Genomic DNA, 22063 nt, shown 5'->3' with positions numbered 1-22063 from the left:
GACTTGATCAACCTTGTCTCAATGCTATTTGAATTTATTCTAGAGGATTATAATCTGGCTGCGCCGATACAAGTCCTCATTAGCCGCTTACAAATACCCATACTCAAAGTAGTCATTAAAGACAATAGTTTCTTCAGCTCTAGCAAACACCCTGCCCGCAAGCTCCTCAACTCGCTAGCTAAAGCAGGTATAGGCTGGAACGAAACACAAAACAAAGGCGATGCGCTTTACCAGGCAATTTTTGATACAGTTCAGAACATTCTTGATAACTTTACCGGCGATATCCAGCTTTTTGAAAAGCTATATGAAGAATTTAGTGCTTTTGTTAAAAAAGAAGAAAAGAAATCTAAGATTGTCGAGCAAAGAACAAAGGAATCTGAAATTGGCCAAATTAAGTCTCGCCAAGCTCAAAAATGTGTCGAAGATAAGCTAGATTCATTGCTAGATAGCTCTCAAATTTCTATTCCTGACTTAGTCCTTGAAACAATTCGCGGTGGCTGGAGTCGCGTTATGTTTCTAGCATACCTGAAAGACGAAGAAGAGCATCAGTGGGAACACAGCTGTAAAACAGCCGAGAACCTAATCTGGTGTTTGCAGCCGTTTGAAAAACCTAAAGATCGCCAGTACTGGATCGCCATTGCCCCTAAAGTATTAAAAGAGCTTAAGTCAGGTCTTGAAGAAGTTTCCTATAATACAGCCGATCTTGACCAGGCACTTGTCGAGATTCGCTCAACACTCACAAACACATTTAAGCAAAACTCATTTAACTTGAGTCATAATATTGTTCCTCCTGTAAATGAGGAGAACGAGCCAAAGGCTGAAACTGCAATTGAGCGCCAACAAGCATCGATAGACTCCAGTTTAAATAAATATATTGAGCAAATTGAGCAAATTGAAGTTGGCACTTGGTTTGAGTTTACAAACAACGATAGCAAACAGCGATGCAAGCTGTCAGCGGTCATCAATGATGCAGATAGCTATATTTTCGTCAATCGCATGGGGCTAAAGTCTTGTGAAAAAACCAAAACCGACCTGGCGAATGATCTAAAAAGGAAGCACACAATTGTTCTAGAGCAAGGACTGCTAATTGATAGAGCCATGAACGCACTAACCAGTAGCCTAAGCCAGAAAGCAAGTACACTCTAATTTGTGAATACCGAGAGCAACCAAAGTCTTCGGCTCAGCTTAGCGGCTTTCGCTGCCATTTTGATTCACACAATCTTGGCCCTATTGATCTACTGGCTCGACATATCATTCCTTGAAACCAAGGAAAAGACTATCCCCTTCAAGCTAGTATCTGCAGACAGAAGCTCGCAATTTTCAAGCTCATCACTTAGCGCCGAAGAAAACTCACGCGCAGCACAAGAATATTTAGCGACACTTAACCAATCGCAATTTAAAAGCGACACCCAAACTAAACGTGACTCCTCATCAAAAGGCAGCCTAAGTCCTAATCAAAATGCCGTGAAGAAGCTGTCGGACAAACACACTCGGCTAGACAGCCCTGCTTTTCGTGGATCTAATCCAAGCACGGCAATTCACGGATTACAAAATATTTTCAGCCGCGATAAGCAAAGCCTTAAACCCAGCCAGACAAAACAAGTCTCGAGCAAGGAACTTGAGCAACTCAGCGACTACGAGATTTTACTTTTGAGCGCACTCAGGAAGGACTCTCTATACGACCCTTTTCATGCGGTAATGAACACTCACAAACGTAAAGAAGTTGCCTATACAATAACGCTTCGCTTATTCCCCAATGGAGCAATAAAAAACGCTTTGATAAAAGAGCCTAGTGGAATTATGAAAATAGATGAATTAGCGTTACAAGCGGCTTATAGAGCGAGCCCTTTCCCAACGCCACCTCATGAAGATATTCAAAAAGGGTACAAATATGACATTCCTTTCATCATCTACCAAAACAAAAACATCAGTAAATAACTAGAACACAAAAAAAGAAGAAGAGAGCCGACCTTGAGACGAGATTAAAGTCGGCTAAAGTACAACTTATTCAGCGGAAGCAGCAGCGCTTACCATCTTTTTCAGCTCACCAGACTCGTACAGTTCGGTGACAATATCACAACCGCCTACAAGTTCACCTTTTATGTATAGCTGCGGGAATGTCGGCCAACTTGAGTAAACCTTAAGGTTCTCTCTCAACTCAGGGTGTTCTAAAATATTAATATAAGCAAATCGCTCCTCACAAGCCATCAGCGCCTGTGATGTTTTGGCAGAAAAGCCGCATTGTGGTTGCTGAGGCGAGCCTTTCATGTATAGCAGAATATCATTGCTTTCAAGTTGCTCTTTAATCGTATCCATTATTGACATCGGTATTTACCTGTAGAGTTAAATCTTTCGCCACCTAGTTTACTATCTTTTGATAAGACCAACCATATTAGTCAGGTATTTTTTCAGAGTTTCTCCCCCCAGGCTCCGCCACCAGGTGTGTTGATCGTTAAAACATCACCCGCCCCTACCTTAAACTCTGCCTTACCATCCAGCACCCTAGCATTAAGTACATTTTTACCTGGGCACCCTTCAGCACCACCTTCGAGTCCCCACGGAGCTTTCGAGCGACGCTCAGTTAACAAAGTGACCTGAGCCGCCTGCTTAAACAGGTAAGAGCGGATGACGCCATCTCCACCTGAATGCTCCCCTATGCCACCAGAGCCCGCCCTAATACCGTATTGCATAACCTGCATCGGATAATGAAGCTCCAGGCTCTCTATGGGCGTGTTAAGCGTATTCGTCATATGACACTGGCGCGCAGTAATACCTTCAAATAACTCACCTGCCCCTGCTCCACCAGCGATTGTCTCGTAATAGTTCCATGGCGTCGGAGCTGTCCCTCCCATCGCAACATTATTCATCGTTCCCTGTGAGGCGGCAGGCACTTTAAGTCCTATTTGATGCAATGCTCCAAGCACAACATCTACAACACGCATACTTGTTTCAACATTCCCTGCTGAAACGGCAGCTCCAGGTAGAGCATTTAGTAGCGAGCCACTGGGCGCAGAGATATTAATCAGTTTGAACACCCCATCACAATGAGGTACATATGCTGGCATTAGTGCTGCAAACACATAGTACACAGACGCAGCACATACACTAAGAGGGCAATTTAGATTCCCCTTAACCTGTGCTGATGTTCCGGTAAAATCCAGCGTAATTCCCTCACTATCGATAGACACTTCAACTTTAATTAGAATATTTTCAGTACCTACCCCGTCGCCATCAAGGTAATCTGAAAAACTAGCCCTCCCTTTCGGCAAACGCTCTAGGTAATTCGCTGCAAGCGTTTTACCATAGTCATTCAATTGCTCAATGCCTTGAACAAAACTCTGACGTGTCATCCGCGACTCAATAAACCACTGTTCCAGGCGCTCCAGACCTACAACGTTCGCACTGAGCTGTGCAATAAAATCTCCTGGCAAATCGTCGGCATTAGTGTTCTTTTCTATGCTTGATAATAATTCGAGACAAACCTTATTCAGTTTTCCTTGAGAATATAGTTTTTGGGGAGAAATAATTACGCCTTCATCTTCCAAGCTTGTTGAAAGCGGCATTGAGCCAGGAGAATCACAACCGATATTGGCATGATGCGCACGATTCGCAACAAAGCCACTTAGCTCTTCACCAACAAAGAATGGTGCAATCAATGTTACATCAGGAAGATGAGTCCCACCCTTAAAAGGATCATTTAAAACCAGAACATCGCCTTGCTTCCAATCAAACTCAGAAACTATTCGGGTCATTGCATAAGCCATGCTACCGAGATGAACAGGAATATGCGCAGCTTGGGCCACGATTTTTCCATCACAATCAAAAAAAGCGCAGGAATAGTCAAGACGGTCTTTTATATTTGGAGAAAAAGCACTTCTTTGCAAAACCAGGCCCATTTCTTCACATATCGACTTTATTTGACCCGAAAACACCGCTAATTCAACCGCATTAAGCACAATAAAAACTCTCAATTCGTCACAAGATTTGAATATGGTAACCAGAATACATCAACTACATTTTCCAAGGATCAAGTATCACCAGATACATCTTGATCGCAGGCTAAAAATTGAAGCCCAAAAACAATTGATTACCATGAAAGATCAAGCTAACATATTATCTTTATACAGGCAGCATTTAGCTGCCTTTTTGCGTTAATAAGAGACTGAAATGAACAACGATCAACCGCTGATGAGCACTTATGGCAGACTACCTGTTGCTTTTGAAAATGGTGACGGCGCCTGGCTATACGACACTGACGGAAACAAATACTTTGATACCTTTTTTGGTATAGCTGTTTGCGGCCTTGGCCATTCACACCCCGCAGTTACCAAAGCAATCAAAGATCAGGCCGGCCGCCTACTCCACTGTTCAAATCTTTATCACACGCCTTTACAAGTCAAACTTGCACAGACCTTATGCCAAATATCAGGTATGGAAAAAGTTTTCTTTTCCAACTCAGGTGCTGAAGCGAATGAAGCCGCTATTAAGCTAGCCAGAAAGTATGGGCATGACAAGGGTATACAGACTCCCACGATTATCGTCATGGATCAATCTTTCCACGGCAGGACTATGGCGACCTTGACCGCGACAGGAAACCGAAAAGCACAAGCGGGCTTCGAGCCTTTACTAGGCGGCTTTGTTAGAGCACCATTCAATGACGTTAAAGCTGTTGAAGCGATTGCCAAATCGAACCCTAATGTTGTCGCAATTCTAGTCGAGCCCATTCAAGGTGAAGGAGGTCTCTCAATCGCTGAGGACGGTTACCTAAAATCTTTGCGTCAGATCTGCGATGAGAATGACTGGCTATTGATGTTAGACGAAGTTCAAACAGGTAACGGCAGAACGGGTAATTATTTTGCTTATCAAGGGTATGATGTAACACCTGACGTTGTGACAACTGCAAAAGGCATCGCCAATGGCTACCCTATTGGTGCATGCATGGCAAAAGGCAGCGCAGCCGATGTTCTTACTCCCGGCACTCACGGTTCTACCTTCGGCGGAAACCCTCTTGGCTGTGCAGCTGCACTAGCGACAATCAATGAAATTACAAGCCATAAGCTTTGTGATAGAGCATCTGTTCTCGGAGAACGCATTCTTAAAGAACTTGAGAATGAACTTTTGGCAGCTAACTACGTTGCTGATATTCGCGGCAGGGGCTTAATGATCGGCATTGAACTGACCGAACCTTGCCTAGAGCTCGTTCCACTAGCCAAGGCAAAAGGCTTACTATTGAACGTCACTTCCGAAAAAGTGATTCGACTTCTACCGGCACTGAATATGAGTGACGACGAGTGTGAATTCTTAATTGACGCCGTCGTACAAATCATTCGCCTATATTCTGCCGACGATCGCAGCAGGCCCCGCTCTTAACTGGGCAGGAAACACTCTACCTCCACGATCAAATCGTTTATTTATTGAGAGACAAATGGCACTAAGACACTTCTTAACCTTAAATGACCTTTCCAGCCAAGAGCTTAAGCAAGTTATTGAGCGAGCTATCACACTTAAAACCGAGCATAAGCAAGGTAATATCTATGAGCCTCTCAAAAATCGCGTTTTAGCACTAATCTTCGAGAAGTCTTCTACCCGAACTCGTGTTTCTTTCGAGTCTGGCATGGCTCAATTTGGTGGTTCATCTCTATTTTTGTCTCCTCGGGATACGCAATTGGGTCGTGGAGAACCGGTTGAAGATAGTGCTAGGGTACTATCACGTATGGTTGATGCAATTACTATTCGAACCTTCGAACATGAGAAACTGGCATTATTTGCACGACACTCCTCGGTGCCAGTCATTAACGCCCTTACAGATGACTTCCACCCCTGCCAATTACTTGCCGATATGCAAACCTATCACGAACATAGAGGCTCAATCGAAGGCAAAAAAGTCGTATGGGTCGGTGATGGTAATAATATGTGCCATTCTTTCATTAACGCTGCAGCACTACTTAACTTCGAGTTGGTCATCTCATCACCCGTCGGCTACGACCCAAATAACGAGTTGCTCAAAAAGAATCAAAAACATGCTCATATTGTACGAAACCCAATTGCCGCCGTCAAAAATGCCGACTTAGTTGTAACTGATGTCTGGGCATCAATGGGGCAAGAAGAAGAGCAAAAAGAGCGCATCAACAAGTTTAAAGACTATCAAGTTAGCCCGGAACTAATGAGCGTAGCGAACTCTGATGCCCTATTCATGCATTGCCTGCCTGCACATCGTGGAGAAGAAATTAGTCACGACATGCTGGATCACCCCAGCTCAGTCGTTTGGGATGAAGCAGAAAATAGATTACATTCTCAAAAGGCACTTCTTGAGTTTTTATTGTGTAATGCTTAAGTAAACATAAGAAAGGATTTAGTAGCACGTGTCTTCACCAACAAAGATGAGCAATATACTCGAAGTTAACGATGTACAGTGCAACTATGAAAACCTAATCGTCATTAAAGACCTTTCTTTTAAGCTGGTCAGAGGTGATATAGCTTGTTTACTTGGGCCAAGTGGGTGTGGCAAAAGCACCATTCTCCGCGCTATCGCCGGCTTTGAGAATCTTGAAGCCGGCACAATCAATTTGAACGGCTTAACTATATCCAGTACCAACAAGGTACAAGCCCCCGAGAAAAGACGGATTGGCATGGTATTTCAAGACTATGCCCTCTTCCCCCACCTTAGCGTCAGCCAAAATATCGCTTTCGGCCTCACAGGCATTAAGGACAAAACCGAAAAGTCAGCTCATATTGAAAAGTTAATTCACTTAGTCGACCTAGATGGCTATCAAAACAGCTTTCCACATGAACTGTCTGGCGGGCAACAACAACGAGTAGCGCTAGCACGAGCTTTAGCGCCTGAACCCGAACTTATCCTACTAGATGAACCTTTTTCAAATCTTGATGCTGAGCTACGCAACCGTCTAAGCATTGATATCAGGAACATTCTTAAGACTTTAGGAATCAGTGCAATATTAGTGACTCATGATCAGAAAGAAGCATTCGCTATGTGTGACTATATTGGCGTTATTGATCAAGGAAAAGTTCAACAATGGGGAAAACCCTACGAGCTATATCACGAACCCGTAAATCCTTTTGTCGCTAGGTTTATTGGACACGGCACCTTTATCAAAGGTGAAACCTTAACACCCGATACCTTCTCAAGTGAGGTCGGTGTGATTCAAGGCAATCGTGCTTATAACTGGCCAGAAAAAACCAGGATTGAAATACTAATTCGTCCCGACGATGTAATTTATAAACCAGGAGCAAACCTGAATGCCGTCGTCAGCTCGAAAATTTTTGCAGGCACCTCAACCCAATACCAATTAAAGCTTGCCTCTGATACGGCTCTCGATGTCATCTTCCCTAGCCACCAGGATTTTAATATCGGAGAAACCATTAATATCGCAATCGACGCAGAGCACCTGATTGCATATGAAGTATCAACCTAAACTAAATTGGCTTTAGTTGGCGCTGCAATGCTGTGACTCCTCAGCAGTGCGCTCAAAAAACTCAGCGTAAGTCTCAAGTAGTTCAGGCTTCTCCCAATGCAAAAAGTGCCCCACCCCTTTGACTAGCTGAAACTCTCCATTCGCCAGCATTTTAGTAGCTTTACGCGTGTCAAAGAGGTCCATAATGGTATCGAACTGCCCCATAACAACTAGCACGGGAATCGCAATCGAGCTCAACTCAATATGCTGCTTAAGATCCCCCATCTGAGTAACCGACCGACTATGCTCATAAAATGATGCATACTGCTCCTCACTCATATCATTAAACTGGCTAATAATTTGGCGCTTTAAATGCTCAGGAATAAGTTGGCCAAACTTCTCTATCATCAATGGCGCAATTTCAGCGCCACGCCCCTGCTCAATATAAGACTGAACTTGATCTATAATTACCTGAAGGACTGAATTTGCACGCGTGCCAAAACTGCCAAGAACAGCCCGATTAAACAAATCCGGATAACGATCCAAATAAGAAGCCGCAACAATTGAGCCCCAAGAGCCGCCAACTAAATATCGACTAGAGTACTTTTGCGCATCAATTCTGACTAATAACTCATGCAAGGCATCCACTTGCTCTTCAAGCGATACCCCCATGCAACCGTAGTTAATTTTTGCACGCCCTTGCCCAGGCAAGTCAAATACCAGGATGCTGTATTCAGTTTGAAAACGAGAGACAAAACTGCGCCATGCAGACATGGTTTGTTTTGCACCGCCAATGCATACCATTAACTTATCTGAAGAGCCATATAGCCTATACGGAATTTCAAATCGTGAGACCTCAAGTTTCCCTGCGATTTTATTCACACAAGCCTCCTTCCACCTAATGTCACTGAGCGAGCAGTTAAGGGTGATAGAAATCAGAGCAGATAACAAGTTAATTGGGTAAGATTTGTGAAAGTATGCCTTAAAAGATCAAAATCTTAATTCAGGCCTTTAGTTAACATCGCCTGATCTACAACAGATTGCCCCCCTAACCAGATCGCACGTAAAGCACGAGAGAGGGCTGTATTCGAAAATGAGGAAACACGCACGTTATTGTAATAAAAACTCACCTTCCCCTCTGGCTTAAAGAATATTTTGAGAGAGTCTCCCTCTTTTACATCTGTATTGATACTGGACACCAGCTTAGTTATTTCTTGAGAAAGCGCCTGAAAGTCGTGATTTGAAAGATTTTTCTCAAGCCCTTCTGACAAAGCATTGTGAACCTTCTCTTTAGGCAAATCTCTTTCATAATTCAGAGTTAGAAGCTCTGCATAATTACTCTTGTTAGACTGGGAAACACTTCGGTAATAAGCGACATCATAGACATCAAAAAATAGGAATGACCGTTCCGCTTCTCCTATCAATACGAATGTATAGGTCTGCTGCATATGCGCTAGATAGCTTATTACGGGAAAACCCAAAGTGCTTGACGCTTCATGTTTCGATTCCGGCCCGGCAAAACTAAGCATAACAGGAACAAAACAGAACAAAGCTATCAAGCTTTTTGAAACCTTACCCAAGCGCCAGCTCCTTGGTTATCTTTGATAAGGCATCCATTGGGTCATCAGCTTGAGTAATTGGCCTACCTATCACCAAATAGTCTGAGCCAGCCTGAACAGCTTCATACGGTGTCATAATCCGCTTCTGATCCCCCACTGAAGCAAATGCAGGCCTTATTCCCGGGGTCACCAACTTAAAGTCAGCCCCTAAGTTAGCCTTTAACTCAGCTACCTCGTGTGAAGAACACACTACGCCATCCATTCCTACATCTCTACTGAGCTCGGCCAATCGATTTACCTGCTGTTGCGCTGACACCTCCAAACCAAGCTCATGAAGGTCTGCGTCTTGCATGCTAGTCAACACCGTAACAGCAATCAACAAGGGCTTTTTCTGATAGCTAGTTAACTTGGAAACGCAGGCTTCCATCATCTGCCGTCCACCAGATGCATGAACATTTACCATCCAGACACCAAGGTCTGCAGCCACAGCAACTGCATTAGCTGTCGTATTTGGAATATCGTGAAATTTTAGATCGAGAAACACCTCAAAACCAAGACCATGCAGGGACTCCAATATCTGAGGTCCACAACGTGTATATAGTTCCTTCCCGACCTTTACCCGGCAGTATGAGGGGTCTAGAGACTCAGCCATTTTTATTGCACTTGCCGAGTCAGGGTAATCAAGCGCAACTATTAGTGGTGATTTTTGTTCTACCGAAGACATGTCTGTACCTTGCATATAAATCCTTACAATTCCGAAATCGTTTAATTCACGACCTTTTTTTCATACTCTAATACCGGTTTAATCGTCTGCCAGCTCTTACAACTAGGACAATTCCAGTGCAGCTGCCCACCGTTAAATCCACACTGAGAACAGCGGTATTTCTCTTTCTTATCACTCTCACGGGATATAATTCTAATCAATTGGCGAGCCAACTTCGGGTGAATGTCATCAGACATGCCCTCCATACTAAATAAATAGTTTAATGCTCGAAGACTTGGCAAACTGGAAAGCTGGTCAAGCAGGAATTCAAATGCTTCATCCTTACGCCCCTGAGCTTCCATTGAAGCAACGACTGCCAACATCACTGGCATCTGCCCTGTATCTTCGTAAAGGTTTTTAAGATACGCCTGATGCTGATCAAAAGATTCTGTCTTGACGGTGCACTCTAACAAAAGAGGCAAAGCTAAAATGATGTCTTCAGGAGCTATTTCTGCAACTTGCTTTAAGAAACGAATAGCTTCTCCATACCTCTCATCCTGTTGAGCAAGCGCAGCCTGTCCAAGCAAAGCCCTGACACACAATTTATTAACTCCCAAAGCCTGCTTAAATAAATTGATTGCTTCCCTTTGCTGGTTACTTTTTAGCTTTTCCTCAGCAAGCTCACAATAGTACTGAGACAGTCGAATCTTTATTTCGGGATGACGCCTTAAATCAATCTCTTTAGCAATGACCAATGCGCCTGACCAGTCTTTTTCACGCTCACAGATATCAAGTAATAAAACCTGACTACGATAGGAGTATCTTTTAGATTGTGTTAATTGTAACAATAAAGACTCTGCTCTATCGAAAAGGCCTGCAGCTTTATAGTCTTTTGCTAGCTCAAATATCACAGCATCACTGGCTTCATTTGAGATTTCTGGGTGAGCCATTAGATTCTGGTGAATTAGTATAGCTTTCTCTACCTCACCTTGTTTTCTAAAGTGCGTACCGATAGAGATGTGTGTTTGAAGAGTTTCTTCGGATACTTCCAGGGAGTTAATCAATCGATCTATAGCATCATCGGAATAACTATCAAAAAGCAGCTGGAGTCGGTGCTTTTCACCGACCTTTGTTTGGCTAGGTTCGCTAGTAGGAGACCTTTTCTGCTTAGCGCTATATCCGAACAACCAGCCTAAAGAAAGCGCTAAAAACAGAAAAACCCAGAGCTGCGCAGTTTCCATTTACTAGCCTTTTGAGGTCGCTCTTCTAAGTCTCGACAGTTTAGTTTCTGTTGTCTGGAGACGCTTATCTTTAATTTTTTTCGAACCAAAAAGGAAAATCTGAGTCGGTACAGAAAATAAGAAACCAAGAATGAGGCCAACAACCAAGCTGCCTAACACCCAAAACCCCACACTAAGAGAGGTGAACTCGACAAATAATAGATCCACAGCTACAAGCGCATCATTTCGTAAAACAAAAACAACACAAGCGAGTAGAATAACTACAAAAAGAAGAAATGAAAGAGCGAATAAAATACGTGCCATTAATAAAACCTGACTCAAATATTGAAACGTGCCTAGATCTTTACCATGTTAACACGCTGACTATATTAGAGGCGAATTTGATTAATAGCCTTCTTTTAGACTCTCATTTACACGATCTCTAAGCTCTTTACCTGGCTTAAAGTGAGGCACATGCTTTGCCTGAAGACTAACAGACTCACCTGTTTTCGGATTTCTACCCATCCTTGGTGCTCGATAGTGTAGAGAAAAACTACCAAACCCACGAATCTCAATACGCTGCCCTGACGACAAGGTATCAGACATAAGATCAATAAGTGTTTTTATCGCCAGCTCAACATCTTTGACTGACAACTGCGTTTGCTTCGCAGCAATAATTTCAACTAATTCGGACTTTGTCATTAACTGTTCGATCCCTAAAAGACTCAACAATAACGTTGCTTTTTTTCAGTGTAGACAAAGAAACCAAAAAAACAAAAAAAACGGGCCTATAGCCCGTTTTTTTTGATTATATTACAACCAGTTAGTTGTATTGATGAAAGCGCATTACTTGTTTTGCATTTGCTCTTTAATCAAATCACCGATTGTAGTTGGTCCAGCAGACTCAACTTGCTTCTCACGAACTTCTTTCATCGCCTGCTTTTCGTCATCGATATCTTTAGACTTAACAGACAAATTAATTACGCGATTCTTACGATCAATATTGATGATCTTAGCTTCTACTTCATCGCCTTCTTTAAGCTGAGTAGTTAGATCTTCAACACGATCCTGACTCATTTCAGAAGCTTTCAAAGTCGCTTCAACATCTTCGCCAAGTTCTACAATAGCTGCTTTCGCATCTACTGACTTAACAGTACCTGTAACGATAGTACCTTTATCGTTAACCTGCACGTATTCAGCAAATGGGTCGCGCTCAAGCTGCTTGATACCTAAAGAGATACGCTCACGCTCTGGATCAACAGAAAGAATCACAGTTTCAATCTCGTCGCCTTTCTTGTACTTACGAACAGCTTCTTCGCCAGTTTCGTGCCAAGAAATATCAGACAAGTGAACTAGACCGTCAATGCCGCCATCCAAACCAATGAAGATGCCGAAGTCAGTGATAGATTTGATCTTACCGCTAACTTTATCTTCTTTGTTGAACTTGCTTGAGAACTCTTCCCAAGGATTAGCGTGACACTGCTTAATACCTAGAGAAATACGACGACGCTCTTCATCGATATCAAGAACCATTACTTCAACTTCATCACCTAACTGAACAACCTTAGATGGGTGAATGTTCTTGTTAGTCCAATCCATTTCAGAAACGTGAACAAGACCTTCAACGCCTTCTTCAATTTCTGCGAAACAACCGTAGTCAGTTAGGTTAGTTACGCGCGCAGTTACACGAGTATTCTCTGGGTAACGCTCTTTGATCTGTACCCATGGATCTTCACCTAGCTGCTTAAGGCCTAGTGAAACACGGTTACGCTCACGATCAAACTTCAATACTTTAACATTGATCTCGTCACCAACATTTACGATTTCACTTGGATGCTTAATACGCTTCCAAGCCATATCTGTAATGTGTAGAAGACCGTCAACACCACCTAAGTCAACGAAAGCACCGTAGTCAGTAAGGTTCTTAACGATACCCTTGGCTTCCATACCTTCAGCCATTGACTCAAGCAATGCTTCACGTTCTGCACTATTTTCAGCTTCAAGCACTGAACGACGAGAAACAACAACGTTGTTACGCTTCTGATCTAGCTTGATAACTTTAAATTCTAATTCTTTACCTTCAAGGTGTAGCGTGTCACGTACTGGACGAACATCAACCAATGAACCAGGAAGGAAGGCACGGATAGTTTTCAGCTCAACAGTGAAACCACCTTTAACCTTACCGTTAATCACACCTTTAACGATTTCTTCAGCTTCAAATGCTTTCTCAAGCTCTTTCCAAGCTTCAGCACGCTTAGCCTTCTCACGAGATAGGCGTGTTTCACCGAAGCCATCTTCAACAGCATCTAGTGCAACATCAACAGAGTCACCGATCTTTAATTCGACTTCACCGCTCTCGTTAACAAATTGAGATAGAGGTATAACACCTTCTGACTTTAGGCCAGCGTTTACTGTAACCCAGTCGCTATCAATATCTACTACAACACCCGCAATAATTGCTCCCGGGGTCATATCGATTTCATTTAGACTCTCTTCAAATAACTCTGCAAAGCTCTCGCTCATTACAATTCCTGTGTGATTAAATTCTCCGTACCACCAGCATGTACGGTTTATTTATTGAAATGGGTTTTGCATTGCTGGCCAACGTTAACCAAAACCCAAAAGTTTAGAAGTCGTATTTATTAAGATTTCCGCTCAATAAAATTAACAACTTCCTTTAAAACTTCTTCGATAGAAAGCCCTGTAGTATCAACATGATACGCATCTTCAGCGGCTTTGAGCGGAGCATTTTTTCGCCCCATGTCTCGGGCGTCTCGCTCTTCTATCTCCTTTAAAAGGGGCGCGATTTTAACATCTTCCCCCTTCGCCTTCAACTGCTTAAAGCGTCTATCCGCCCTAGCTTCTGCGCTCGCTGTCATAAATACCTTATATTCTGCCTCTGGAAACACCACTGTCCCCATATCTCGACCATCAGCAACCAAGCCAGGCTCGACTGCAAAGTTTCTTTGCCTTTGCAATAATGCTGCGCGAACAGATGCCAAAGGCGCTATCTTTGACGCATCATTACCCACAGTTTCTGTACGAATATCATTCGTCACATCCTGACCACCAAGTAATACTCTGACAGGCTCACCGTACTCAGATGGAACGAATTCAACATCTAACTTCTCAGCGACTTCAGCCAAAGCCTCTTCGTTATCGAAAGCAACCCCCAACCTAGTAGCAGCCAGCGCGGTAAGACGATAAAGCGCCCCGCTATCAAGCAAAGACCAGCCCAAATGCTTCGCCACGAGCTGAGCAATACTCCCCTTACCCGCGCCGCTGGGACCATCTATCGTTAATACTTTGCATGTCATTCAACTATCTCCAATTTTTTGAATGTCACGAAATTTTTCAGCACCATTCTTTACTACAACTCGTTTTACTCGGAATCGTCTTCAACGCTAATATTCAGACCCACTTCACTAGCCAACTCAACAAAATTTGGAAATGACGTCGCAACATTAGCACAATCCCTAATCACGATTTCACCCTTCGCTCTTAATGAAGCGACAGCGAAAGACATCGCTATTCTATGATCGCCATGACTATGAACTGTACCGCCTTGAATCTCAGAATTCTTGATCACTATACCGTCGTGCTTAACATCCGTTCTAACACCCAGCTGCGCCAAACCATCAGCCATCACTTGTATACGGTCGCTTTCCTTAACACGAAGCTCTTCAGCGCCACTTAAGACCGTCTCTCCCTCAGCACAAACCGCAGCAATAAACAAAACAGGAAACTCATCGATCGCAAGCGGAACCTGATCCTCTGGAATTTTAATTCCTTTAAGAGGTGCATGCTTAACACGAATGTCGCCTACAGGCTCACCACCTACGACAGACTCATTCATTACCTCTATATCAGCACCCATCTGGCGTAAAATGTTGATAATACCAACACGCGTAGGGTTTAGGCCTACGTGCTTGAGTGTCAAATCAGCGCCTGGGCAGATAGATGCAGCAACCATAAAGAAAGCTGCAGAGGAAATATCCGCAGGCACATCAATAGACCCGCCTTTCAGAGAACCACCTCCAGCCAAAGTAGCAACTGCACCCTCTCGCTTTACCGGATAACCAAAACCATTAAGCATACGCTCTGTATGGTCTCGAGTCGGCGCTGGCTCCTGAACCTGTGTTTCGCCATCAGCGTATAAGCCCGCCAATAACAAACAAGACTTTACTTGCGCACTGGCCATTGGCATATCATAACGAATACCTGCCAGAGTTTGAGAACCACTAATTTTTAGAGGCGGACGTCCACCTTCCGCAGACTCAATTTTCGCACCCATTTGACGTAATGGGCCAGCAACTCGCTCCATTGGCCGCTTAGATAAAGACTCATCACCCGTCAATTCCGTATCAAATTTTTGCCCGGCAAGTAGACCGGCAAATAAACGCATACCAGTTCCTGAGTTACCAAGGTAAAGTGGCCCAGGAGGCGCTTGAAGACCATGCAGACCAACACCATGAATCTTAACTCGCCCTTCTTCTGGCCCCTCAATTACAACCCCCATATCCCTAAAGGCCTGAAGTGTCGCCAGACTATCTTCGCCCTCAAGAAACCCTTCAACTTCCGTCACTCCTTCTGCAAGAGCGCCTAACATTATTGAACGATGGGAAATCGATTTATCGCCCGCTACTCGGATATTTCCGCGAACTTCACCGCCAGGTGCCATTTTGAACGTTACATTTTTAGTATTCATAGTATCGGTATACGACTGTCCGTTTAGTATTTTTGAAAAGTGCTCTCTCGCAGACTTAGCTCGCGTAAAAACGCCTAACAAGTGCTGACTATCGCCTTGCTCGACACTGGTTCTCAAGGAAGCAAGGTCTGAAGTAAAGTGATCTAAAACCTTAAGTAAGGCATCTTTATTGGCAAGAAAAATGTCATGCCACATCAAAGGATCACTTGCGGCAATACGAGTAAAATCTCTAAAGCCTCCCGCTGCATAACGGAAGATCTCTTGGTTCTGCTCCTCACCGGCAAGCGTATCGACCAACGAAAAGGCTAACAAATGTGGCAAATGGCTAGTCGCAGCAAGGACTTCATCATGCTTCTCAATCGACATTTCAAGCACGGTCGCACCGGCCATACGCCACATAGACCGAACCAGGGACAAAGCAAGATGGTTAGTATTTTTTAAGGGTGTCAATATGACTTTATGGCGCTGATATAAATTTTCATCAGCAGCCATGACTCCACTGCGTTCCGAGCCCGCTATTGGGTGCCCCGGAACGACAAACGAAGGTACCTCACCATAGACTGCTTCAACAGCCTCAAGAAAGCATTTTTTTACGCTACCAACATCGGTAACAACAGCCCCCTCTTTCAATGACACCTTTACTTCACTTAAGACATCTTCAAATGCCTTTACAGGAACCGCCAGCACAACCAAGTCAGCACCTTTCACTGCCGCAGCGATAGATTCAGCAGCCTCATCGATAACTCCTAACTCAACACCAAGCTTAGCCTCACTATGATTTAAGGAGTAACCGCAAGTGTGTGCTGCAAAACCTTCAGTTCTCGCGGCCTTAGCCAAGGAGCCACCAATCAACCCAACACCAATTACAGCCAACCTTGCAATGCGCGAGCTCACAAGCATCCTTCCTCTCGTAAAGAGTCGAGTGCTTTAATAAACTTTGAATTCTCCTGCTCCAAACCAATAGATACACGAAGGAACGAGTTCATACCGTAATTCGCTACAGGGCGCACAATCACACCAAGCTTCAACAAGCGCTGATAAATTTCCATAGCATCAACACCCGTATCAAAGGTAATAAAGTTACCTTTTGACGGAATAAATTCTAGCCCGAGATGCTCAAGAGCAAGCGCCATCTGACACATCCCTTGAGCATTACACTCAACACTAGCCTTTAGGTAGGCATCATCTCTTAAAACAGCAGCTGCTGCGGCTAATGCTAAAGAATTGACATTAAACGGGTGCCGTACACGATTAAGGATATTCGCGATACCCGGATGAGAGACAGCATAGCCCACACGCAAAGAAGCCAACCCCCAAGCTTTGGAAAAGGTTCTAGTAACAATCAGATTTGTGTGCTTTTCGACAAGACCGATACCATCCGGAAAGTCTTCATCGGAAATGTATTCACAATAAGCTTCATCCAAAACAACAATCACTCGTTCCGGCACCTTGGCTAGAAACTCAAGCAAAAGATCTTTATTGATCGATGTCCCCGTTGGGTTATTCGGGTTAGCAATAAATATTAGTTTGGTTTTCTCAGAAATTCGCTCATACATTGCATCAAGGTCATGACCCCAATCTTTTGAGGGAGCTACAACAGCTTTAGCACCTACAGCCTGACAGGATATCGCATAAACTGCGAAGGCATATTCAGAGAAAATTACTTCAGAATCTCGATCAGAAAAACAACGAGTAATAATATCCAACAAGTCATTTGAGCCGTTGCCAAGCGTCATGCTCTCAAGGCTGATGTCATGCCCTTGAAATGACAGATACTCTTTTAAGGCATACTTTAGTTTATAGCCATTGCCATCAGGGTAACGACTTCCCTCAGCGAGCTCAGCTGAAATGGCTTGTTTTGCCAATTCACTCATACCCAGAGGATTTTCATTACTTGCCAGCTTTACAATATCGCTAATACCCAACTCTCGTTCTAGCTCGTCAATGGGTTTTCCGGGTTGATAAGGATGCAAAGCCTGGACAGGCGCTACAGCCAAACCTGAAAGCTGGTCAGATTTTTTCACTAGAGCACACCCACCGGATAAGAACCGAGATGTTTAATTTCTACCGCATCAGGAGAAACCTGCTGAACAACTTTCTGCACGCCTTCGTCATCGATATGACCTTCGAAATCAATAAAGAACACATAGGCCCAAGTACCGGAATTCGAAGGCCGAGTTTCCAGGCGGGTAAGGCTAATATCATTTTGATGGAAAGGCTCAAGGACGTGATATAGTGCCCCTGGTTTGTTCTTGGCCGACACCATAATAGAGGTCTTATCTTGACCGCTAGCAGGAACAACATCGCTACCGATAATCAAGAAGCGGGTCGTATTATCAGGCTGATCTTCAATATTCTCGACAAGTTTGAGTAAGCTATACTGCTCGGCTGCCATGTCACCAGCGATCGCAACAGCCCCTTCTTCTTTCATGCTGAGCTTTGCAGCCTCGGCATTACTACTAACAGCAACACGCTCAACTTGAGGGCAATTCGCATCCAACCATTTCCGGCACTGCGCCAAAGATTGCTGATGGGAATAGACTCGTTTGATATCAGAGGGTTTGATTTCATCATTCGATAGCAAGTGGTGATGAATTCTTAACTTCACTTCACCAGCAATGAATAAAGGTGAATTTACGAAACTATCCAAAGTATGATTAACAACGCCTTCCGTTGAGTTCTCAACTGGTACAACGCCATAGTTTGCCTGGCCAGACTCCACCTCTCGAAACACTTCATCAATTGCACTCATAGGCTGAGCATGAACAAAGTGTCCAAAATGTTTTAGGGCCGCTGCATGCGTATAAGTACCTTCCGGCCCTAAAAAAGCTACCTTCATTGGTTTTTCAAGGGCTAGACAACAGGACATTATCTCTCTGAAGAGCTTAGCAACATCTTCATCTGGCATAGGCCCCGTATTGCGTTCCATTACGGCCCGCAGGACCTGAGCCTCTCGCTCAGGGCGATAATACTGCACAAGCTCATTACCGGCAGCAGCCTGCTTCACCTCAGCAACACGCTGAGCACAAGCTGCGCGCTGGTTGATCAAAGACTGAATATTTTGATCAATCTCATCAATCTGAGCCCTTAGCTTTGCGAGCTCTGTTGCTTCATCTACCATTATATTTCCAGTTAGGCCTCAGGTGATTGATCTGAAGATTCATCTGATTCACTCGAAGCGCCTGCCTCAACAGTATCAGTTCCCTCTTCTATTTCTTGTTCATCAAGACTAGACTCATCAACACGCTCCACACCAACTAAATGCTCATTCTCTTGAGATAGCTTGATCAGCCTTACACCCTGAGTATTTCGACCGAGGATCGAAACTTCTTCTGTACGAGTTCTAACCAAAGTGCCTTTATCGGAAATAAGCATCAGCTCATCACCTTCCTTAACTTGAACCGCAGACACCAACAAACCATTTCGCTCGGAGCATTGCATTGCAATCACGCCTTGACCACCACGCCCGATTACTGAGAATTCATCCATGCGAGTACGCTTACCGTAACCATTTTCACTTGCAACCAATAACAGGCCTTCTTCTTCAGGAATAATCAAGGATACAACCTGATGCTCTTCAGCTATTTTAATACCGCGAACACCTCGAGCAGTTCGTCCCATCGCTCTTACATTTGACTCATGGAAGCGAATCATCTTACCCGAGTTACTCATCAACATAATGTCACGGTCACCATCAGTGATCGAGGCTCCGATCAACGTATCCCCGTCATCAAGAGCTAAAGCAATCAAACCAGAACTACGTGGGCGAGCAAAGTTTTCGAGCGGAGTTTTCTTAACCGTACCGTTAGCTGTAGCCATAAAGATAAAGTTATTTTCAGTGTACTCATGAACAGGCAAGAAAGTCGTTACGCGTTCGCCTTCATCCAATGGCAGAATATTCACCATTGGGCGACCACGAGAACCACGGCTGGCCTGCGGAATTTCGAACACTCTCAACCAGTAAACCTTACCTTTATTGGTAAAGCATAAAATCGTATCGTGGGAATTGGCCACGAGTAGTTTTTCGATAAAGTCTTCATCCTTCATCGACGTTGCAGACTTCCCTCGACCACCGCGACGCTGAGCCTGATAATCTTCAACAGGCTGAGTTTTTGCATAGCCTCCATGAGAAATAGTAACTACCAGGTCTTCTTCATTGATTAAATCTGCAACTGTCAAATCACGACGTGAAGAAATAATCTCACTACGGCGCTCATCTCCATACTCTTCAAGAACCGCTTCAAGCTCCTCACGAATAACCTGCATCAATTTAACCGGATCACTCAGAATCGCTAAAAACTCTCCGATTCGCTCTAGTATCTCACGATATTCGCCAATGAGTTTTTCCGTTTCCAAACCGGTCAAACGGTGCAAACGCATATTCAGAATTTCTTGAGCCTGAGTTGGCGATAAGTAATATTTACCATCACGCAAGCCATACTGTGGTTCTAAATCATCTGGGCGACAGGCATTCTCACCTGCACTAGCAAGCATCGCGGTCACATCACCAGGACTCCAAGCTTGAGCCAAGAGTTTTTCTTTCGCTTCCGCAGAACTTGGTGACTTCTTGATTAACTCAATAACCGGATCGATATTTGCCAAAGCAACCGTTAAACCTTCCAACACATGCCCACGCTCTCTCGCTTTACGGAGCAAGTAGACTGTTCTACGAGTAACGACTTCTCTTCGGTGCTTGACGAATATTTCTAGCGATTGCTTTAGATTGATCGTCTTTGGCTCACCATCAACCAAAGCAACCATATTAATACCAAATACGTTCTCAAGTTGAGTCTGGGCATAAAGGTTGTTCATGATCACTTCAGGCATTTCGCCACGTCGAAGTTCGATCACTATTCGCATACCTTCTTTATTAGACTCGTCACGAAGCTCGGTAATACCTTCGATCTTCTTGTCTTTAACAAGCTCGGCTATTTTCTCTATCAAACGGGCTTTATTAACCTGATATGGAATTTCTGTAACGACAATGCGCTCTTTTCCATTCTTATCGGTCTCGACCTCATAGCGCGCTCTTAAATAAATTTTCCCGCGGCCAGTCTGGTAAGCCTGGACTATCCCTGCACGACCATTAATAATCGCAGCGGTTGGAAAATCTGGACCTGGAATAATTTCCATAAGCTCTTCACAGGTAATATCACTATTATCCATCAGAGCAAGGCAAGCGCCGACAACTTCAGTTAGGTTGTGTGGCGGAATATTTGTTGCCATACCAACAGCGATACCTGAAGAGCCATTCACCAACAGGTTAGGAACTCTAGTCGGCATAACTTCGGGTATCTGCTCGGTACCGTCATAGTTAGGAACAAAATCGACTGTTTCTTTGTCCAAGTCAGCAAGCAACGAATGAGCAAGCTTCTGCATACGAATTTCGGTATATCGCATCGCAGCTGGGTTATCACCATCTATGGAACCAAAGTTACCCTGTCCATCTACAAGCATGTAACGCAAAGAGAAAGGCTGAGCCATTCGTACAATCGTATCGTATACGGCGGAGTCACCATGAGGGTGATATTTACCGATTACGTCACCGACGACACGTGCTGACTTCTTGTACGCCTTGTTCCAGTCATTCCCCAGTTCGCTCATCGCAAACAAGACTCGACGATGCACAGGCTTGAGACCGTCACGCGCATCAGGCAAGGCACGACCAACGATAACACTCATCGCATAATCGAGATACGACTGCTTCAATTCGTCTTCAATATTAACTGGAAGGATTTCTTTCGCTTGATCACCCATATGGACAGCGTTCCTGTTTATTCTGATTATTAAAATAAAGGTCGCGATTCTAACATATTTGAATGTCAAAAGTGACCATATTTAAACTTTTTGAAGACTAAAAACTGGAGACTATGCGAGGAACTACTAAGCTGATAGATAAACCCACGGCTTTTATATAGCGCCCTTTTATTATGTACAGACTAGCGTACCCTCAACTATGAAAAAATTCTTACTTGTTGAAGACAGCTCGATTGTTGTAAAAATCATCAAACACATCAACAAAAGCAATGCTGGCTTCCCTTTTGACATCGCCACGTCCTTCGCAGAAGCAAAGGAACACATTCAAAATAATGGCGCAGATGCGTACCTTGTTGCAGTGGTCGACCTAAACCTTCCTGACGCACCGGATGGAGAAGTCGTTGACTACACCATTGCAGAAAAAATCCCCACCATCGTACTCACGGGAAATTACGATGAAGAGAAAAGGGAGAAAATGCTGGAAAAGCGAATCGTCGACTACGTTGTAAAAGAAAGCCGCTTCTCTTACGAGTATGTCATAAAGCTGATTAAGCGCCTTGAAAAAAACCAGCATATAAAAATTCTTGTAGCAGACGACTCCAAAATGTCTCGCCGCTACATTCAACAGCAACTTGAGACACACCTTTATCAAGTGCACACCGCAGACGATGGCGACACGGCTTTAGAGGCCCTTGAACAACACC

The 22063-nt window shown here is 44.0% G+C and carries 20 protein-coding genes; 6 read left to right on the top strand and 14 right to left on the bottom strand.

Translation table 11 applies throughout. The annotated features are described in order from the left end of the window. Nucleotides 1–1146, top strand: a 1146-nt coding sequence (locus A3756_RS08750; RefSeq protein WP_156490377.1) for a DUF1631 family protein, incomplete at its 5' end; no start/stop codon positions are given. 3 nt (nt 1147–1149) lie between these two features. Further along, entirely contained in the window at nt 1150–1938 is a 789-nt protein-coding gene (locus A3756_RS08745; RefSeq protein ID WP_068513268.1) for an energy transducer TonB, read from the top strand. A gap of 66 nt (nt 1939–2004) precedes the next feature. Here the strand turns inward: A3756_RS08745 and grxD are convergent, their stop codons facing one another. Together grxD and A3756_RS08735 are read right to left on the bottom strand one after the other, a co-directional pair. Continuing rightward, a complete protein-coding gene (grxD, locus tag A3756_RS08740) occupies nt 2005–2325 on the bottom strand; it encodes a Grx4 family monothiol glutaredoxin (RefSeq protein WP_068513273.1) in 321 nt (106 codons plus the stop codon). Between the two features lie 83 nt (nt 2326–2408). Next, complete coding sequence (locus tag A3756_RS08735; RefSeq protein ID WP_068513276.1) at nt 2409–3956, bottom strand: hydantoinase B/oxoprolinase family protein; 1548 nt, start codon at nt 3954–3956, stop codon at nt 2409–2411. A gap of 211 nt (nt 3957–4167) precedes the next feature. Here A3756_RS08735 and A3756_RS08730 point away from each other — a divergent pair, with 211 nt between their 5' ends. From A3756_RS08730 to A3756_RS08720, 3 genes are read left to right on the top strand one after another with little or no spacing between them, the layout of a single operon-like run. Next, entirely contained in the window at nt 4168–5370 is a 1203-nt protein-coding gene (locus A3756_RS08730) for an aspartate aminotransferase family protein (RefSeq protein WP_231872212.1), read from the top strand. Between the two features lie 55 nt (nt 5371–5425). Beyond that, nucleotides 5426–6334: an ornithine carbamoyltransferase gene (gene argF, locus A3756_RS08725; protein WP_068509298.1), complete on the top strand. Its 909-nt coding sequence runs from the start codon at nt 5426–5428 to the stop codon at nt 6332–6334. A 28-nt stretch (nt 6335–6362) separates the two neighbouring features. Next, entirely contained in the window at nt 6363–7433 is a 1071-nt protein-coding gene (locus tag A3756_RS08720; protein ID WP_231872213.1) for an ABC transporter ATP-binding protein, read from the top strand. A gap of 12 nt (nt 7434–7445) precedes the next feature. Here A3756_RS08720 and A3756_RS08715 read toward each other — a convergent pair whose 3' ends face one another. The 12 genes from A3756_RS08715 to gyrA all read right to left on the bottom strand — a co-directional run bounded on the left by A3756_RS08715 (nt 7446) and on the right by gyrA (nt 21359). Continuing rightward, on the bottom strand, nt 7446–8294 hold the full coding sequence (locus A3756_RS08715) for an alpha/beta fold hydrolase (protein WP_068509302.1): 849 nt from the start codon (nt 8292–8294) through the stop codon (nt 7446–7448). Nucleotides 8295–8410: 116 nt separating this feature from the next. Then, on the bottom strand, nt 8411–8992 hold the full coding sequence (locus A3756_RS08710) for a chalcone isomerase family protein (protein WP_068509304.1): 582 nt from the start codon (nt 8990–8992) through the stop codon (nt 8411–8413). After that, nucleotides 8985–9710: an orotidine-5'-phosphate decarboxylase gene (pyrF, locus tag A3756_RS08705; RefSeq protein WP_082865164.1), complete on the bottom strand. Its 726-nt coding sequence runs from the start codon at nt 9708–9710 to the stop codon at nt 8985–8987. Before pyrF ends, A3756_RS08710 begins: the two co-directional genes overlap by 8 nt. 26 nt (nt 9711–9736) lie before the next feature. Next, nucleotides 9737–10915 (bottom strand): tetratricopeptide repeat protein, encoded by a 1179-nt coding sequence (locus tag A3756_RS08700; protein ID WP_068553344.1) that lies wholly within the window; start codon nt 10913–10915, stop codon nt 9737–9739. Nucleotides 10916–10918: 3 nt separating this feature from the next. Further along, entirely contained in the window at nt 10919–11218 is a 300-nt protein-coding gene (locus A3756_RS08695) for a LapA family protein (protein ID WP_068553343.1), read from the bottom strand. An 81-nt stretch (nt 11219–11299) separates the two neighbouring features. Continuing rightward, the gene (locus A3756_RS08690; protein ID WP_068509308.1) at nt 11300–11596 is read right to left on the bottom strand and encodes an integration host factor subunit beta; all 297 of its coding nucleotides are present in this window, start codon (nt 11594–11596) and stop codon (nt 11300–11302) included. 144 nt (nt 11597–11740) lie between these two features. Continuing rightward, entirely contained in the window at nt 11741–13417 is a 1677-nt protein-coding gene (gene rpsA / locus A3756_RS08685; protein WP_068509310.1) for a 30S ribosomal protein S1, read from the bottom strand. A gap of 119 nt (nt 13418–13536) precedes the next feature. Then, nucleotides 13537–14211 carry a (d)CMP kinase gene (gene cmk, locus A3756_RS08680; RefSeq protein WP_068553342.1) on the bottom strand — a complete coding sequence of 225 codons (675 nt, stop codon included), beginning with the start codon at nt 14209–14211 and terminating at the stop codon, nt 13537–13539. 65 nt (nt 14212–14276) lie between these two features. Next, a complete protein-coding gene (locus A3756_RS08675; protein WP_068553341.1) occupies nt 14277–16502 on the bottom strand; it encodes a bifunctional prephenate dehydrogenase/3-phosphoshikimate 1-carboxyvinyltransferase in 2226 nt (741 codons plus the stop codon). After that, nucleotides 16493–17626: a histidinol-phosphate transaminase gene (hisC, locus tag A3756_RS08670; protein WP_231872046.1), complete on the bottom strand. Its 1134-nt coding sequence runs from the start codon at nt 17624–17626 to the stop codon at nt 16493–16495. The genes A3756_RS08675 and hisC overlap by 10 nt, the downstream gene beginning before the upstream one ends. Beyond that, nucleotides 17626–18723, bottom strand: coding sequence for a prephenate dehydratase (gene pheA, locus A3756_RS08665; protein ID WP_068515499.1), 1098 nt, complete (start codon nt 18721–18723; stop codon nt 17626–17628). Before pheA ends, hisC begins: the two co-directional genes overlap by 1 nt. Before the next feature lie 11 nt (nt 18724–18734). After that, complete coding sequence (gene gyrA, locus A3756_RS08660; RefSeq protein WP_068553340.1) at nt 18735–21359, bottom strand: DNA gyrase subunit A; 2625 nt, start codon at nt 21357–21359, stop codon at nt 18735–18737. Nucleotides 21360–21558: 199 nt separating this feature from the next. On the opposite strand from gyrA, the gene A3756_RS08655 reads away from it, so the two are divergent. After that, a partial coding sequence (locus tag A3756_RS08655; RefSeq protein ID WP_156490376.1) for a response regulator occupies nt 21559–22063 on the top strand: 505 nt, incomplete at its 3' end.

It is taken from the genome of Oleiphilus sp. HI0086 (genome assembly GCF_001635225.1).
This window is presented reverse-complemented; position numbering and strand designations above follow the sequence as displayed.